Source organism: Oceanitalea stevensii, assembly GCF_014837105.1.
GTDB lineage: Bacteria > Actinomycetota > Actinomycetes > Actinomycetales > Actinomycetaceae > Oceanitalea > Oceanitalea stevensii.
Genome location: NZ_JACSPO010000001.1, coordinates 25,540 through 39,776, shown reverse-complemented (window position 1 = coordinate 39,776; position 14,237 = coordinate 25,540). Strand labels below are relative to the sequence as shown.

The 14,237-nt window shown below is 74.0% G+C and carries 14 protein-coding genes; 7 read left to right on the top strand and 7 right to left on the bottom strand.

The annotated features are described in order from the left end of the window. Positions 1–67: 67 nt before the first annotated feature. The 5 genes from dhaM to ileS form a co-directional block, all read right to left on the bottom strand. Positions 68–751: a dihydroxyacetone kinase phosphoryl donor subunit DhaM gene (gene dhaM / locus H9624_RS00195; RefSeq protein WP_251837916.1), complete on the bottom strand. Its 684-nt coding sequence runs from the start codon at positions 749–751 to the stop codon at positions 68–70. Beyond that, entirely contained in the window at positions 748–1,395 is a 648-nt protein-coding gene (gene dhaL, locus H9624_RS00190) for a dihydroxyacetone kinase subunit DhaL (protein WP_251837915.1), read from the bottom strand. The genes dhaM and dhaL overlap by 4 nt, the downstream gene beginning before the upstream one ends. Positions 1,396–1,402: 7 nt before the next feature. Further along, positions 1,403–2,404, bottom strand: a complete 1,002-nt coding sequence (dhaK, locus tag H9624_RS00185) for a dihydroxyacetone kinase subunit DhaK (protein WP_251837914.1) — start codon at positions 2,402–2,404, stop codon at positions 1,403–1,405. A gap of 215 nt (positions 2,405–2,619) precedes the next feature. Next, positions 2,620–4,194 carry a bifunctional folylpolyglutamate synthase/dihydrofolate synthase gene (locus H9624_RS00180; protein WP_286010688.1) on the bottom strand — a complete coding sequence of 525 codons (1,575 nt, stop codon included), beginning with the start codon at positions 4,192–4,194 and terminating at the stop codon, positions 2,620–2,622. A gap of 53 nt (positions 4,195–4,247) precedes the next feature. Then, positions 4,248–7,481: an isoleucine--tRNA ligase gene (gene ileS / locus H9624_RS00175; RefSeq protein WP_251837912.1), complete on the bottom strand. Its 3,234-nt coding sequence runs from the start codon at positions 7,479–7,481 to the stop codon at positions 4,248–4,250. A 388-nt stretch (positions 7,482–7,869) separates the two neighbouring features. On the opposite strand from ileS, the gene H9624_RS00170 reads away from it, so the two are divergent. The 5 genes from H9624_RS00170 to H9624_RS00150 all read left to right on the top strand — a co-directional run bounded on the left by H9624_RS00170 (position 7,870) and on the right by H9624_RS00150 (position 11,293). Then, positions 7,870–8,163 carry a hypothetical protein gene (locus tag H9624_RS00170; RefSeq protein ID WP_251837911.1) on the top strand — a complete coding sequence of 98 codons (294 nt, stop codon included), beginning with the start codon at positions 7,870–7,872 and terminating at the stop codon, positions 8,161–8,163. Continuing rightward, positions 8,163–9,326: a hypothetical protein gene (locus H9624_RS00165; protein WP_251837910.1), complete on the top strand. Its 1,164-nt coding sequence runs from the start codon at positions 8,163–8,165 to the stop codon at positions 9,324–9,326. Before H9624_RS00170 ends, H9624_RS00165 begins: the two co-directional genes overlap by 1 nt. Then, complete coding sequence (locus H9624_RS00160) at positions 9,326–10,027, top strand: hypothetical protein (RefSeq protein ID WP_251837909.1); 702 nt, start codon at positions 9,326–9,328, stop codon at positions 10,025–10,027. The genes H9624_RS00165 and H9624_RS00160 overlap by 1 nt, the downstream gene beginning before the upstream one ends. Beyond that, positions 10,024–10,686 (top strand): hypothetical protein, encoded by a 663-nt coding sequence (locus tag H9624_RS00155; RefSeq protein WP_251837908.1) that lies wholly within the window; start codon positions 10,024–10,026, stop codon positions 10,684–10,686. The genes H9624_RS00160 and H9624_RS00155 overlap by 4 nt, the downstream gene beginning before the upstream one ends. Positions 10,687–10,858: 172 nt before the next feature. Then, positions 10,859–11,293: a DUF6653 family protein gene (locus tag H9624_RS00150; RefSeq protein ID WP_251837907.1), complete on the top strand. Its 435-nt coding sequence runs from the start codon at positions 10,859–10,861 to the stop codon at positions 11,291–11,293. Between the two features lie 16 nt (positions 11,294–11,309). Here H9624_RS00150 and H9624_RS00145 read toward each other — a convergent pair whose 3' ends face one another. Further along, positions 11,310–12,074 (bottom strand): SDR family oxidoreductase, encoded by a 765-nt coding sequence (locus H9624_RS00145; RefSeq protein WP_251837906.1) that lies wholly within the window; start codon positions 12,072–12,074, stop codon positions 11,310–11,312. A 77-nt stretch (positions 12,075–12,151) separates the two neighbouring features. On the opposite strand from H9624_RS00145, the gene proC reads away from it, so the two are divergent. Beyond that, complete coding sequence (gene proC / locus H9624_RS00140) at positions 12,152–12,967, top strand: pyrroline-5-carboxylate reductase (RefSeq protein WP_251837905.1); 816 nt, start codon at positions 12,152–12,154, stop codon at positions 12,965–12,967. 49 nt (positions 12,968–13,016) lie between these two features. On the opposite strand, the gene H9624_RS00135 is transcribed toward proC, so the two are convergent. Continuing rightward, positions 13,017–13,820 carry a helix-turn-helix transcriptional regulator gene (locus H9624_RS00135; RefSeq protein WP_251837904.1) on the bottom strand — a complete coding sequence of 268 codons (804 nt, stop codon included), beginning with the start codon at positions 13,818–13,820 and terminating at the stop codon, positions 13,017–13,019. Positions 13,821–13,989: 169 nt separating this feature from the next. On the opposite strand from H9624_RS00135, the gene H9624_RS00130 reads away from it, so the two are divergent. Beyond that, complete coding sequence (locus tag H9624_RS00130; protein WP_251837903.1) at positions 13,990–14,211, top strand: hypothetical protein; 222 nt, start codon at positions 13,990–13,992, stop codon at positions 14,209–14,211. Positions 14,212–14,237 lie beyond the last annotated feature (26 nt).

Genomic DNA, 14,237 nt, shown 5'->3' with positions numbered 1-14,237 from the left:
CCTTCGGGCGACGGTGCGGTCGGGTGAGCGCTCCGGCCACCATAACCATGTCCCGGCGAGTCGGCCCCTACGCCTCCCCGAAGCCCTCGTCGACGACCTGGGCGACGGCGTCGAGGGCGTGCTCGGCCTGCGGGCCGCTGGCCCGGACCGTCATCGTCGCGCCACCCGAGAGCCCGAGCCCGATGAGGGCGAGGACGCTGGCGCCGTCCACGCCGTCGACCTCGACGTGGGCGTCGAAGCCCGAGACGAGGCGGGCGAGCTGCGCGGCGGGACGGGCGTGCAGGCCCAGCGGGTTGCGCAGCTGGAGGACCCGCTCGAGGACCTCCCCGCCGCGTGCCGGTTCGGCGGGGCCGCTGCGCTGGGCGGCGGCGAAGGACAGGGCGGCCTCCTCGGCGGCACGCCGGACCTCCTCCGGGCCGGCGCCGCCCTGCGCGGCGACGGCCGCGGCGACGGTGCCCTCGACGAGCGGGGCGTCGGCGAGCAGCACGCGCTCGTCGTCGACCATCTCGAGGACGGACTCGGCGGTCATCGTCGCCGAGCCGAGGTCGGTGAGGACGACGACGCCGTCACCACCGTCCGCCGTCAGCTCACCGACCGCGGTGAGGAGCTTGTCGAAGCTCGTGCCGATGCGGCCGTCGTCGGTCCCGCCGGCCGGGCGGAGCAGGACGTCGGGCGCCATCTGCGCCGCCACCTCGCACAGCCCCTGGGCCAACTGCGCGGAGTGGGAGACGACGACGATCGCCGTCGTCACTGCCCCGCTCCCCCCGCGGCAGCGTCGGCGGCGGCGCGCAGGATGAGGGCGCTGGACTGGGCGCCGGGGTCGCGGTGGCCGGCCGAGCGCTCACCGAGGTAGCTGGCGCGGCCCTTGCGGGCCACCATCGGCTCCGTGGCCTCCGCGCCCGCGGCGGCGGCGTCGGCGGCGGCCGCGAGGGCGGCCCGGGCGCTGCCGCCCTCCTCGGCGACCGCGCGGGCGGCCTCGGCGGCCGGGCGCAGCGCGTCGACCATCGTCTTGTCCCCGGCCTCCGCCCGGCCGCGTGCCGTGACGCCCTCGACGGCGCCGGTGAGCAGGGCCGCGACCCCCGCCGCGTCGACCGGCCCGTCGCCCAGGGCCGTGGCGGCCCGGAGGAACGCCGTGCCGTACAGGGGGCCGGCCGCCCCACCGACGGTGGACATGAGGGTGGTGGCGATGAGCTTGAGGGCCGCCGTCGGGGAGTCCGGGGAGGCGTCGGCGAGCTTGGCGCTCACGGCGGTGAAGCCGCGGTCGAGGTTGTCGCCGTGGTCGCCGTCGCCGATGGCGCGGTCGAGCTCCATGAGCGCGATCCGGTTCTCGGAGACGGCGTGCTGCGCGAGCTCGGCCCAGCGCAGCACCCAGGAGGTGTCGAGCGTGTCGTCCATGCGGTCCTCACATTCCCTGACGCAGTGCCACGGTGTGGGAAGGAGCGTCCCACAGCGTGATGAGCTCCTCGTCCAGCGGCATGACGCTGATGCTCGCGCCCGCCATGTCGAGGGACGTGACGTAGCTGCCGACGAGCGAGCGCACCACGGTAGCGCCGCGCTCCTCGAGCAGGCGCCGGGCGGCGCCGTACACGACGTACAGCTCGAGGGCCGGCGTGGCGCCCATGCCGTTGACGAGGAGGAGGACCTCGCGCCCGGACACGTCGCCGAGGTCGGCGAGCACGGCCTCGAGGAGCAGCGCGGCGGTCTCGTCGGCCGAGGCGGCCGTGACGCGCCGGCGGCCCGGCTCGCCGTGGATGCCGATGCCGAGCTCGACCTCGTCGTCCTCGAGGTCGAAGGACGGGCGGCCGGCGGCCGGCACGGTGGGCGCGTGGAGGGCGATGCCCATCGTCCGCACGGCCGCGGCGGTGCGCTCGGCGACGGCGACGACGGCGTCGAGGTCGTCGCCGCGCTCGGCGGCGGCCCCGGCGATCTTCTCCACGACGAGCGTGCCGGCCACGCCGCGGCGCCCAGCCGTCCACGTCGAGTCCTCCACGGCGACGTCGTCGGCGACGAGGACGCTGCGCACCGTCATCCCCTCGGCCTCACCGAGCTCGGCCGCGACCTCGAAGTTGAGGACGTCGCCGGTGTAGTTCTTGACGATCTGGATGACTCCCGCCCCGCCGTCCGCGGCCTGCATGGCGGCGAGGATCGGCTCGGGGCTGGGGGAGGTGAAGACGGCGCCGGGGACGGCGGCGTCGAGCATGCCGACCCCGACGAATCCGGCGTGCAGCGGCTCGTGGCCGCTCCCGCCGCCGGAGACGAGCCCCACCTTGCCGCTGACCGCACCGCCGGCGCGGGAGACGAACAGGGGGTCGGTGCTGGCGGTGAGGATGTCGCCGTGCGCGGCCACGAGGCCCGCGACGGACTGGGTGACGACGTCACCCGGGTCGTTGATGAGCTTCTTCACTGCGGTCTCCCTCGTCGTCGTGGGACGGCGCGCACTGCCGCGCCGCAGGCAGTGGCCGCACCTCCCGGCGGGCTGACGCGGGCCGGTGAGGACGCCAGCCCCGCCTTCCCCCACACCGTACTCGGCCGGTGCGACAGGAGTGCCTGAATCCGCACGCGCACCCCGCCACCGAGAGCCAGGTTCCCTCCCTCGCCGACCTCGCGGGCGCGTAGGGGTCAGCTGCCGCGCCGCAGGAGGAACCGCGCCTCCCCGACGAGGACGACCGAACCCGTGACGAGGACGGCGCCGCCCGGCTCCCCGCCGTACTCCGCCCTGGCCGCCGCGAGGTCGATGGCCTCGTCGATCCTGTCGGTGACGTGGACCCGCTCGGGGTCGAAGATGTCGCGGGCGAGCTCGGCGAGGTCCTCGACGTCGTGCGCACGGTCCGTCGCCGCCCGGGTGATGACGATCTCGGTGAGCATCGGCTCGAGGCCCGAGAGGATGCCCTCGGCGTCCTTGTCCGCCATGAGACCGACGACGCCGACCACGCGGCGCAGGTCGAAGGACTCCTCGAGGGCGGCGCGCAGCACCTCGACCCCGGCGGGGTTGTGGGCGGCGTCGACGAGGACGGTCGGGCTCGTGCGGACGAGCTCGAGGCGGCCGGGCGAGTCGACGGAGGCGAGGGCGTGCTCGACGACCTCCCCGCTCAGCGAGCCACCGCCGAAGAACGCCTCGACGGCGGCGACGGCGAGCAGCGCGTTGTGCGCCTGGTGGGCGCCGTGGAGCGGGAGGAAGACGTCGGTGTAGGTGGCGGCCGGGGTGCGCAGGACCAGCATCTGCCCGCCGACGGCGAGCTGGCGGTCGACGACCTCCATGTCCTGCCCGTCGACGACGAGCCGGGCGCCCAGCGCCTGGACGGCCTCCCGGACGACGGGGACGACCTCCTCGTGCTGCTCGGCGCTCACGACCGTGGAGCCGGGCGTGAGGATGCCGACCTTCTCACCGGCGATCTCCGGCAGCGTGTGCCCGAGCCACTGCTCGTGGTCGCGGGAGATGGGCGTGAGGATCTCCACGACGCCGTCGGCGACGTTCGTCGCGTCCCAGCGCCCGCCCATGCCCGTCTCGACGACGGCGACGTCCACCGGCGCGTCGGCGAAGGCCGCGTAGCCCATGACGACGAAGACCTCGAAGAAGCTCAGCCGCGGCCCGCCCCCGGCACGGGAGCGCTCGTCGACCATCTCGATGTACGGCGCGACGTCCTCCCAGGTGCGGAGGAAGGCCTCGGGGCTGATCGGCTCGCCGTCGAGGGCGATGCGCTCGCGCACCGTCGACAGGTGCGGGGAGGTGAACCGTCCGGTCCGCAGGCCGCGCTCGCGCAGCAGCCGCTCGACGACCCGCGCCGTCGACGTCTTGCCGTTGGTGCCGGCGATGTGGATGACCGGGTAGGCGCGCTGCGGCTCGCCGAGGAGGTCGAGGACCTCCCGGACCCGGTCGAGGCTGGGCTGGACGTCGTGCTCGGGGGCCCGGGTGAGGATCTCGGTGTAGACCCGGTGGACCTCCGTCTCGGCCTGGGCACGGGCGACCGGGTCGACGACGACGGTGACGTCCGGCGAGGCGAGGACGTCGTCGACGACCGTGGGGTCGGGCCCGCTGAACAGCCCGGAGGAGACGAGCTCCTGGGCGGCGCGGTCGTGCTCGGCCTGGACCTCGCGGGCGGCGAGCTCGGCGCTGTCGGGCGTCGCCGCGCTCGCGGGCGTGGGTCCGCTCGCCGCCGGAGGGGCGGCGTGGTCGCCGGCCCGTCGGGAGAGCATCTCCCGGCGGGCGCGGTCGTCGCGGTCCTCGGGACGCTGGTCGTCACGGTCGGTCACGGCTGTGCCACCTCCAGGCGGACGGCGATCTCATCGGTGGGGCTGACGTCGACGGTGAGGGAGACCGCGAGGGTCTCCTCGGTGACGAGGTCGGCGTGGTTCTCGATCCAGCGGGCGTAGCGTCCGGGGACGTCGACGGCGAGGGTGATCCGGTCGGTGACGTGCAGGCCGGCGGCCTTGCGCTCGTCCTGGACCCGGCGCACGACGTCGCGGGCCACGCCCTCGGCGAGGAGCTCGTCGTCCAGGGCGGTGTCGAGGACGACGAAGCCGCCGCCGCCGAGCACGCCGGCGGCGCGCTCGTCACCGGGACGGTCCTCGACCTCCGTGGTGAGTGTGTACTCCTGCTCCTCCAGGGCGATGCCGTCGACGACGACGCCGCCGTCGGTCTGCTCCCAGGCCCCCGAGCGGGCGGCCCTGATGACGCGCTGGACGTCCTTGCCGAGCCGCGGTCCGGCGGCGCGGGCGTTGACGGTGAGCCTGGTGTAGACCCCGTACTCCTGGGCGGCGTCGTCGGCGAGCGAGCGCAGCTCGACGGCCTTGACGTTGACCTCGTCGGCGATGAGCCGGGTGAAGGGCTCGAGCGCGGCGGGCTCGTCCGTGACGACCTGCAGGGCGCGCAGCGGCTGGCGCACGCGCAGCCCGCCGGCCTTGCGCAGGCCCAGGGTGGTGGACACGACGTCGCGCACGCGGTCCATCGTCGCGACGAGCTCGTCGGCGGCGAAGGCGTCGTCGAGCACCGGCCAGTCGGTGAGGTGGACGCTGCGCCCGCCGGTGAGCCCGCGCCACACCTCCTCGGTGATGAGCGGGGCGAGCGGCGCCATGACCCGCATGAGGACCTCCAGCGCCGTGTGGAGGGTGTTGAAGGCGTCCTCGTCCTCCTCCCAGAACCGGTCGCGGGAGGTACGGACGTACCAGTTGGTGAGGACGTCGAGGTGCTCACGCACCGCCTGGCAGGCGCCGGGCACGTCGTAGGCCTCGAGCATGGTCCGCACGTCCGCGGCGAGCGTGCGGGTGCGGGCCAGGAGGTAGCGGTCCATGACCGGCAGGCCGGCCGCCTCCTCCGGCGTGACCTCGCGGCCCACGCGGCCCTGCCCGCCGTTCGCGGCGCCCGCGTACAGGGAGAGGAAGTACCACGTGTTCCACACCGGCAGGAGCACCTGGCGCACGTTCTCCCGGATGCCCTCCTCGGTGACGACGAGGTTGCCGCCGCGCAGGATCGGGGAGGCCATGAGGAACCAGCGCATCGCGTCCGAGCCGTCGCGGTCGAAGACCTCGTTGACGTCGGGGTAGTTGCGCAGCGACTTGCTCATCTTGCGGCCGTCGGAGCCCAGGACGATGCCGTGGGACACCGAGGTGGTGAAGGCCGGCCGGTCGAACAGGGCGGTGGCGAGCACGTGGAGGGTGTAGAACCAGCCGCGCGTCTGCCCGATGTACTCGACGATGAAGTCGCCCGGGTAGTGGTGCTCGAACCACTCGGCGTTCTCGAAGGGGTAGTGCACCTGGGCGTAGGGCATCGAGCCGGAGTCGAACCACACGTCCAGGACGTCGGGGATGCGGCGCATCGTCGACCTCCCGGTGGGGTCGTCCGGGTTGGGCCGGGTGAGCTCGTCGATGAAGGGGCGGTGGAGGTTGGGCTCGCCGTCGCGGCCCACCGGCAGGCGCCCGAAGTCCGCCTCGAGCTCGGCGAAGGAGCCGTAGACGTCGATGCGGGGGTGCTCCGGGTCGTCCGACACCCACACCGGGATCGGGGTGCCCCAGTAGCGGTTGCGCGAGATCGACCAGTCGCGGGCACCGGCCAGCCAGTTGCCGAACTGGCCGTCCTTGATGTGGTCCGGGACCCAGGTGATCTGCTGGTTGAGCTCGACCATCCGGTCGCGGAACTCGGTGACGCGCACGAACCAGCTCGTCACGGCCTTGTAGATGAGCGGCTGGCGGCAGCGCCAGCAGTGCGGGTAGGAGTGGTCGTAGGTCTCCTGGCGCACGAGCACGGGCCGCTCGGCCTCGGGCCGGCGGCCGACCGGGCCGGTGGCGTTCTTGAGGTCGGCGATGATCGCGCGGTTGGCCTCGAGGACCTGCGTGCCGGCGTAGTCGGTGACCTCGGAGGTGAAGCGGCCGCCGTCGTCGACGGGGACGACGGTGCCGATGCCGGCGGCGGCGGACACGGCCATGTCGTCCTCACCGAAGGCCGGGGCCTGGTGGACGATGCCGGTGCCGTCCTCGGTGGAGACGTAGTCGGCGGTGAGGACCGTCCACACGTTCTCGCCCAGGCCCTCGCGGCCGACGAAGTAGTCGAAGACGGGGGCGTAGCGGCGCCCGGCGAGCTCGCGTCCCGTCGTCGTCGCGACGACCTGCGGCTCCTCACCGAGCTCGCGGGCGTAGGCGCCGACGCGCGCCGCGGCGAGGAGGACCTTCTCCCCCGCGAGCGCCCCCTCGGTGGGGACGACGGTGACGTACTCGACGTCGGGCCCGACGGCGAGGGACAGGTTGGAGGGCAGGGTCCACGGCGTCGTCGTCCAGATGAGGGCCAGCTCGCCGCTCTCCAGGCGCAGCCCCACCGTGACCGCCGGGTCCTGACGCATCTGGTAGACGTCGTCGTCCATGCGCAGCTCGTGGTTGGACAGCGGGGTCTGGTCGTTCCAGCAGTAGGGCAGGACGCGGTAGCCCTCGTAGGCGAGGCCCTTGTCGTAGAGCTGCTTGAAGGCCCAGATGACCGACTCCATGTAGGAGGGGTCCAGGGTCTTGTAGTCGTTGTCGAAGTCCACCCAGCGCGCCTGGCGGGTGACGTAGTCGCGCCACTCCCCCGTGTAGCGCAGCACCGAGTCCTCGCAGGCCTTGTTGAAGGCCTCGATGCCCATCTCCTCGATCTCGGACTTGTCCGTGATCCCGAGGGTTCGCTCGGCCTCGAGCTCGGCCGGCAGGCCATGGGTGTCCCAGCCGAAGCGGCGCTCCACCCGGCGCCCGAGCTGGGTCTGGAAGCGCCCGACGACGTCCTTGACGTACCCGGTGAGGAGGTGGCCGTAGTGCGGCAGTCCGTTGGCGAAGGGCGGGCCGTCGTAGAAGACGAACTCGTTGCTGCCGTCCTCGCCCGCGGGCCGGTTGTCGACGGAGGCCTGGAACGTGCCGTCGGCGGCCCAGTGCGCGAGCACCTGCTGCTCGAGCTCGGGGAACCGCGGGGAGGCCGGGACCTCACCGCCGGTCTGGTGGCGCGGGTAGCGGGGGGTGGTGGCCATGGTGGTGGTGCTCCTCGTCGTCGTTCGCGTCGCTGCGAGGACGACGACGAACCCACCCTGGGCGGGTCCGCTGCCGCGGTACCACCTCGCTTGCCGCCGGGTCCGCGGCCGGAGCCGTGGCCCGGAGCCACTCTCGCGCGGATGTGACGGTCCGCTGCCGGCCGGTTCTACTGGGGGCTCGCGCCCCGTTCTTCCGGCGGCTCACCGGTGATGGCCGGGTCGATGCCTGTGCCCGGAAGTGTAGCCGCTCGCGGCAGGGCGCACGGCGACCGGGGGCACATGGGGAGTTCTCCCTATGCCCACCGCTGTCCATCGCGAGCGGCGCTCGTCATGATGGTCCCCGGCAGGCGTGCACCGGGCACGTCAGCGGCGAGAGAGAGGCGCACACGTGGTCGACCTGTTCATCGACGGCGACGCCCTGGCAGCCACGAGGACGACGCTGGAGAACATCCGCGAGACCCTGTCCGGCGCGGCCGGGGCGATGTCCGCCGTCCCCGGGGACGTGACCGGGCACGACGCCCTGCGGCAGCAGCTCAGCAGCTTCGGCGAGGAGTGGAACCACGGCATCGGCGAGCTGGCCGAGGTCTCGGGCAGCGGCGCCGAGGGGCTCGGGGCCATCGCGCAGGGCTTCGCCGAGCTCGACGCCGCCCTCAAGGCCGCCCTCGAGAGCGGTGAGGCCTGATGGTCGCCCGGTCCTTCCCCGCGCTCGGTTTCGACCCCACGCCGGGCAGCGTCCTCTCCGCCGAGTCGGTCGCCGAGCAGGTGCGCACGACCGCCGCCAACATCCGCGAGGCCGCGGACGTCCTCGGCGGCACCGGCCAGCAGAACTGGCAGGGCGAGACCGCCACCGCCTTCCACGAGACGATGTCCGGCGAGCTGACGCCCCGGGTCGTCACGGCCGCCGACAGCTTCGAGGCGGCGGCCGCCGCCCTGGAGACGTGGGCGTCCTCGCTGGTCACCTTCCAGCAGCAGGCCGAGGACCTCGAGACCCGTGCGGCGACCGCGATCACCAACGTCTCCAACGCCGCCGACGACCTCACCGCCGCCCAACAGAGCGAGGACCCGGACGTCGACACCGACGGGCCGGCCAACCAGCTCACCGCGGCTACCGGCGAGCTCGAGCAGATCCGTCTCGAGGCCCAGGGGCTCGCGGAGACGTACGCGGGCGAGGCGGAGTACGTCGCGTCCTGCCTGTCGTGCGCCGCCGACGACGCGCCCGACTCGAGCCTGTGGGACAAGATCACGAGCACGCTCGGCGACATCGAGGACTGGTTCCAGGACTACGTCCTGCCGGTGCTCGAGGACATCATCGACATCCTCGCCGTCGTCGTCGCCGTCGCCGCGATCGTCGCCCTCATCGTCTCCGGACCCGTCGGCTGGCTCGGCATGGCCGGCCTCATCCTCGGCGGCGCCGCCGTGGCCGTCGACTTCCTCCAGTTCGCCGGCGGCCGTGAGGACGCGACCGAGATGCTCACCGGCGCGCTCGGGCTGCTCGCGGGCGCGGGCCTCGGCAAGATCGTCCAGGGCCTCGGGTCGCTGGCGGCGAGCTCGGGCGGGATGTCCGGGCTCGTCCCGGCGGTCGCCGGCATCTCCCGGGGAACGGGCGGCGCCGGTGCCACGGCGACGGCGGCTCTCTCCTTCAACCCCGTGGGACCGATGGCGACGTGGGGCTACGTCACGGGCCGCACGTACGAGGAGAGCAAGAACGTCTTCGACACGCAGGAGAACCTCAACGACGTCGGCAACCCGGTGGGCCGGACCGTCGAGCGCTTCGGCAACCTCTTCGGCGGCCACGGCTTCGTCACCTCCGAGCAGCAGCGCGACATCGCCGATCGGAACGACTGATGACCGCGACCGCTGCCCAGCAGCAGTTCTGGGTCCCCACCCCGCCCGGCTGGGTGGAGGTCGCCGCCTTCGACACCGACGCCCGCGCCGAGGCGCACTGGCGCGACATGATCGAGCCGGCCCGTGAGCACCTCGGCGACGGTCCGACCGACCACCTCTACGTCGGTCTGCGCGAGGCCCGGGCGGCGGTCGCCGGCTCCGGCGTCACCTCCGCGGGCGTCGTCGTCACCGAGGTCGACGACACGCCCGCCGTGTGGACCTTCTCGACGACGGTCGAGCACGTGCCGAGCGGGGAGGTCAACCCCGTCGCGCTCGTCGAGCGCGCCGTCGGGACGGCGGGCACCGTCGAGCGCGTCGAGGACATCACGCTGGTCGACGGGCGTACCGCGGTCCAGGCGTTCCTCACGCTCACCCCGGACACCCGGCTGGGCCGGACGCACGGATCCACGGCGGCACCGGCCCGGACTCCTGGGAAGCCGCCGGTCGAGCGGCTCGGCAGCTGCGTCGTCGCCGTCGCCCTGCCGGGGCGTCCGCACGACCTCGTCCTCGTCACCGGCAGCTCCCCCGACACCGGGCACCGTCCGCTGCTCGCGCACGTCGTCAGCGCGATCGCGGCCGGGGTGCACGTCGGCACCGAGGCGCCGGAGGGGGTCGCCAAGGCCAGCGGGGTGCTGCCGGTCGACGGACCGACGGGGTCGTGAGGTACCTGCCGGCGGCCGTCGAGCCCTACGTCGTCGCCGCCGAGCGTGGCGAGACCACGGGCGGGCGCCGGCCGGCCGTCCACGCCCTCGTCCGCGAGTACACGGGTGCCCCTCGCGTCCTCACCGGCCTGGGCCTGTGGCTCGGCGTCGTCGCGGCACTCGTGCTCGCCGTCGTCGGCTGCGTCGCCGTGCTCGACCTCGTCGTCGGCACCGGCACCGCGGCGGTCGCTGCCGCCGGTGGTGTCGCCGTGCTCGCCGCCCTCGCCGGAGGAGCCCTCGCCGCTGCCCGCGCCCGGGACCTGCTCCGCGCGGGCGCCCGCCTGTCCCGCGCCGCGGAGGCGTGGATGACGAGTGCCCCGGCCCGGCAGCCGGGCCTCGCGCACCGCGCTCACGGCCTGCTCTCCGCGCTGCGGCCCGAGCTCTTCCCGCGCGTGGTCCTGTGCAGCCTCAGCGGCCTGGCCGCCGTGCTGGCCGCGAGCGCCGTGGGCTTCAGCCTCTCGCGTACGGGCGGAGACGCGGCAGACGTCGCCCTCGACGCCACACTGGGTGTCGCCTGCGCCGTGCTCGCCGTCGTGTGCGCGGTCCCGGCCGTCGCCCTGTGGCGCGGCTCCCGGCGGATCCAGCGCGGCCTCGTCCACGATCCCGCGGCGACGGCGTAGGGGCCGGTGGGCGGTCACCATCCGCCCGCGAGGAGCCCGGAGGGATGGCGTCATCGCCGGACGGGCGCAACCGGACGGCTCGAGCCCGAGGATGCACCGCAGGGTCGAGCTGCGCGCGGGAGAGTCGTGCGCTGGGTGACCACCGTCGTGACGCAGGTGACAGGCTGGACCCATGTCTCCCGAGGATGGCGTCTACGCCCAGGTGTTCCAGCGGCACGCTCATCCGGTCAGCGCCTGGTCGAGGCTCCTGAGCACCCCGCTCCTGCTGGTCCCGCTGTGGACGCGGCGCTGGTGGTTGTACCTCCCCGTCGGCGCGTGGATGGCGGTCAACCCGGTGATGACGCCGCCGGCTCACACCACGTACTCGTTCGCGACACGGCCCATCCTCGGTGAGAAGTCCTGGACTCGGGACCCCCGGTCGGAGCCGTTGCTCCTGGCCCTGACAGGCATGGCCAGCGGCTCGCTCGGCGGCGCGATGGTGGCCAGCTACCGGCGCAGCGGGACCGGCGCGATCGCCGGCACCGGGATGTTCATGGCGCTCACGCTGTGGCAGTGGAAGCTGTGGGCCGACCGCTTCGCACGCGAGGCGGGTCCGACGGCGGCCTGACCCGGCGGACCGGCCGCTACCGGTCGCGAGCCACCACGGTGTTCGACGCCTGGGCCCGGGGCCGCAGGACCATGAGGTCGACGTTGACGTGGTGGGGGCGGCTGAGCGTCCACGCGATCGCGTCGGCGACGTCCTCGGCGACGAGGGGCTCGGCGACGCCCTCGTAGACCCGTGCCGCCGCCGCCTCGTCACCCAGCCGGTTGAGCGAGAACTCCTCGGTGCGCACCATGCCCGGGGCGATCTCGATGACGCGCACCGGCTGACCGACGAGCTCGAGGCGCAGCGTCGTCGCGATGACCCGCTCCGCGTGCTTGGCGGCCACGTAGCCGCCACCGCCGGGGTAGGTGTCGAGCGCCGCCGTCGAGGACACGACGAGCACGTCGCCGGCGCCCGACTCGCGCAGGTCAGGCAGCAGCGCCTGCGTGAGCCGCAGCGTCGACAGGACGTTCATCTCGTACATCGCCCGCCAGTCCTCCACGCTGCCCGTCTCGACCTGGTCCGCGCCGCGAGCGCCACCGGCGTTGTTGACGAGGGCGTGGAGCGGCCCACCTGACCGCACCGACGCGACGAGGGCGGCGACGTCGTCCTCGTTCGTGAGGTCGGCGGCGACGGCGACGGCACCGGTCTCCTCGGCGAGCGCGGCCAGCCGGTCGGCGCGGCGGGCCGTCGCGACGACGTCCCAGCCCTCGGCGCGCAGGCGCCGCACGGTCGCGGCGCCGATCCCGCTCGAGGCGCCGGTGACGAGGGCGCGGCGGACAGGGGTGGGCGACGTGGAGTCCATGCCCCCATGGTGCCTGGCCGCGCGGGCAGCACGCCGTGGATACTGGGGCGCGTTCGCAGACGGCAGCGGGAGGCAGCATGACGATCGGGTTCATCGGGGCAGGCACCATGGCCGGCGCCATCGTGCGCGGCATGACCGCGGCGGGCGTCGTCCCGGGCGGGGACGTGCTCCTCTACGACGTCAACGGACCCGCGGCCCAGCGCCTCGCCGACGACGTCGGGGCCACCGTGGCGGACTCCGCGGAGGCGGTCGTCCGCGACAGCGACGTCGTCGTCCTCGCCGTCAAGCCGCAGGTGCTGCCCGCCGTCCTGGGCGACCTCGCGTCCGCCGTCGTCGAGCGTCGCCCGGTCCTCGTGTCGATCGCCGCGGGGATCACGCTCGCCGCCCTCGACGCGCTGCTGCCCGGGGGCGACGTGCCCGTCGTGCGCGTCATGCCCAACGTCAACGCGATGATCGGCGCCGGGATGGCGGCCCTGTGCGGCAACGCGGCCGCCGGCGAGGACGACGTCGCGCGCGTCGAGGAGATCTTCGCGGCCGTCGGCGGGACGGTCGTCCTCGCGGAGAAGGACTTCGCCACGTACACGGCGATCGCCGGCTCCTCCCCCGCCTTCGTCTTCACCTTCATCGACGCCCTCGCCCGCGGCGCCGTCCGCGACGGGATGCCCAAGGCCCTCGCCACCCGGATCGCCGCGCAGGCCGTGCTCGGCAGCGCCCGGATGGTCCTCGAGCGGGCCGACGACGGCGTGAGCCCGGCCGACCTCGTCGACATGGTGTGCTCCCCCGGCGGGACGACGATTGCCGGGATCGTCGCGATGGAGGAGGCCGGCTTCACCCCCGCCGTCGTGCGCGGGGTGCGTGCCGTCGTCGACCGGGACCGCGAGCTCGCCGACTGACGGCGCCGCGCCGTCGGGCGGGCCCCTGCCGTCCGCCGGGTGGGCGGACTCAGGTGGTCGCCAACCCGACGTTCCGGGCGATGACGTCGTCCTGGTCGAGGGCGATCGCCACCGCCTCCGCTCGGTTGTGCACCCCCAGACGCTCGTAGGCGTTCTCCAGGTGCTTGCGCACCGTCCCCTCGGAGATCCCCAGCGCGCGTGCGACGAGCCGGTTCGGCATGCCGAACCTCACCAGCCGCAGGATCTCCAGCTGCCGCGGGGTGAGGACCGGGGCGGCGACCGCTCGTTCGCTCGCTGCGGCCACGAGCAGCGGCTGCAGGTGCGGGTGCAGCAGCCGCATGAGGACGAGCTCGCGCTCCGCGAACGGTCTGCCCGAGGTCCTGGGGGCGATGATCCGCAAGGACCGGAACGGCCCGACGGGGTGGCCGACGATCAGCTCGTCCACAAGGTGCAGGAGCTCGCGGTTCAGCGGGTCCTCGGCCAGCTCCCGCTCGGTGTACCAGCTGCGGTCGGAGGTGACCACCGCGGCGCCGGTGCGCTCGATGAGGCTGCAGGTGCCGCTCCACCAGGAGCGCTCCCAGAGCTCCGCCGTCGGATCGTCCTCGGACGCCTCGATCTCCTCGGGCCCGTACTGGGCCCCCTCGCCGTCCACCACGTCCTGCTGGTGCCACAGGGCCAGCGTCAGGGAGTCCATCGCCTGGAACGACACGCCGTCGCAGCCCAGGAGGGGCTCCAGCAGGCGGAGCACCTGGAACGTCGCGTCGACGGGTGACAGGTCCGGGCGCGGCCGGGCGAGGTCGAGGATGTCCCGCAGCGCGGCGATGTCGCTGGTGGTGATGGAGCCGTTGACCATCGTGGCCTCCTCGGGCCGAGATCTCCCTTCACGCTACTCCCGGGCGGAGGGGCTGCGACATACGCGCAACGTCGTATTCCGCCAGGTTCCCGTCCGCCGGACAGTTGAGGCGTCGACCGCGACGCCTGCACTGCCTTCGCAGGCGCACGGCTCACCTTGAGGAGTCGACATGATCAGCATGAAGCGCCACCACATGGTCACAGCGGTGTCCGTCGGTCTGCTGCTGGGCGGCGGGGTCGTGTCCGGCCCGCCCGGCCCGGCAAACGGCCCTCCCGAGGCTGCGGCCCCGGCCACGTGCGGGGTGGTGACCGAGACCGGCGCCGACGCGTCGACCGGTGACCGGTACCCGCGCAGCATCGCGCTCGGGCCACGCCTCCACCGGGCCGAGTGACAGGGGTCCGTCCTCGGGCCCGCGGC

Coding starts and splice junctions, on each gene's coding strand:
- dhaL (WP_251837915.1), bottom strand. CDS start 1,395: ATGGACGACACGCTCGACACCTCCTGGGTGCTGCGCTGGGCCGAGCTC.
- H9624_RS00180 (WP_286010688.1), bottom strand. CDS start 4,194: ATGCTCTCCCGACGGGCCGGCGACCACGCCGCCCCTCCGGCGGCGAGC.
- ileS (WP_251837912.1), bottom strand. CDS start 7,481: ATGGCCACCACCCCCCGCTACCCGCGCCACCAGACCGGCGGTGAGGTC.
- H9624_RS00165 (WP_251837910.1), top strand. CDS start 8,163: ATGGTCGCCCGGTCCTTCCCCGCGCTCGGTTTCGACCCCACGCCGGGC.
- H9624_RS00160 (WP_251837909.1), top strand. CDS start 9,326: ATGACCGCGACCGCTGCCCAGCAGCAGTTCTGGGTCCCCACCCCGCCC.
- H9624_RS00150 (WP_251837907.1), top strand. CDS start 10,859: ATGTCTCCCGAGGATGGCGTCTACGCCCAGGTGTTCCAGCGGCACGCT.
- H9624_RS00145 (WP_251837906.1), bottom strand. CDS start 12,074: ATGGACTCCACGTCGCCCACCCCTGTCCGCCGCGCCCTCGTCACCGGC.
- proC (WP_251837905.1), top strand. CDS start 12,152: ATGACGATCGGGTTCATCGGGGCAGGCACCATGGCCGGCGCCATCGTG.
- H9624_RS00135 (WP_251837904.1), bottom strand. CDS start 13,820: ATGGTCAACGGCTCCATCACCACCAGCGACATCGCCGCGCTGCGGGAC.
- H9624_RS00130 (WP_251837903.1), top strand. CDS start 13,990: ATGATCAGCATGAAGCGCCACCACATGGTCACAGCGGTGTCCGTCGGT.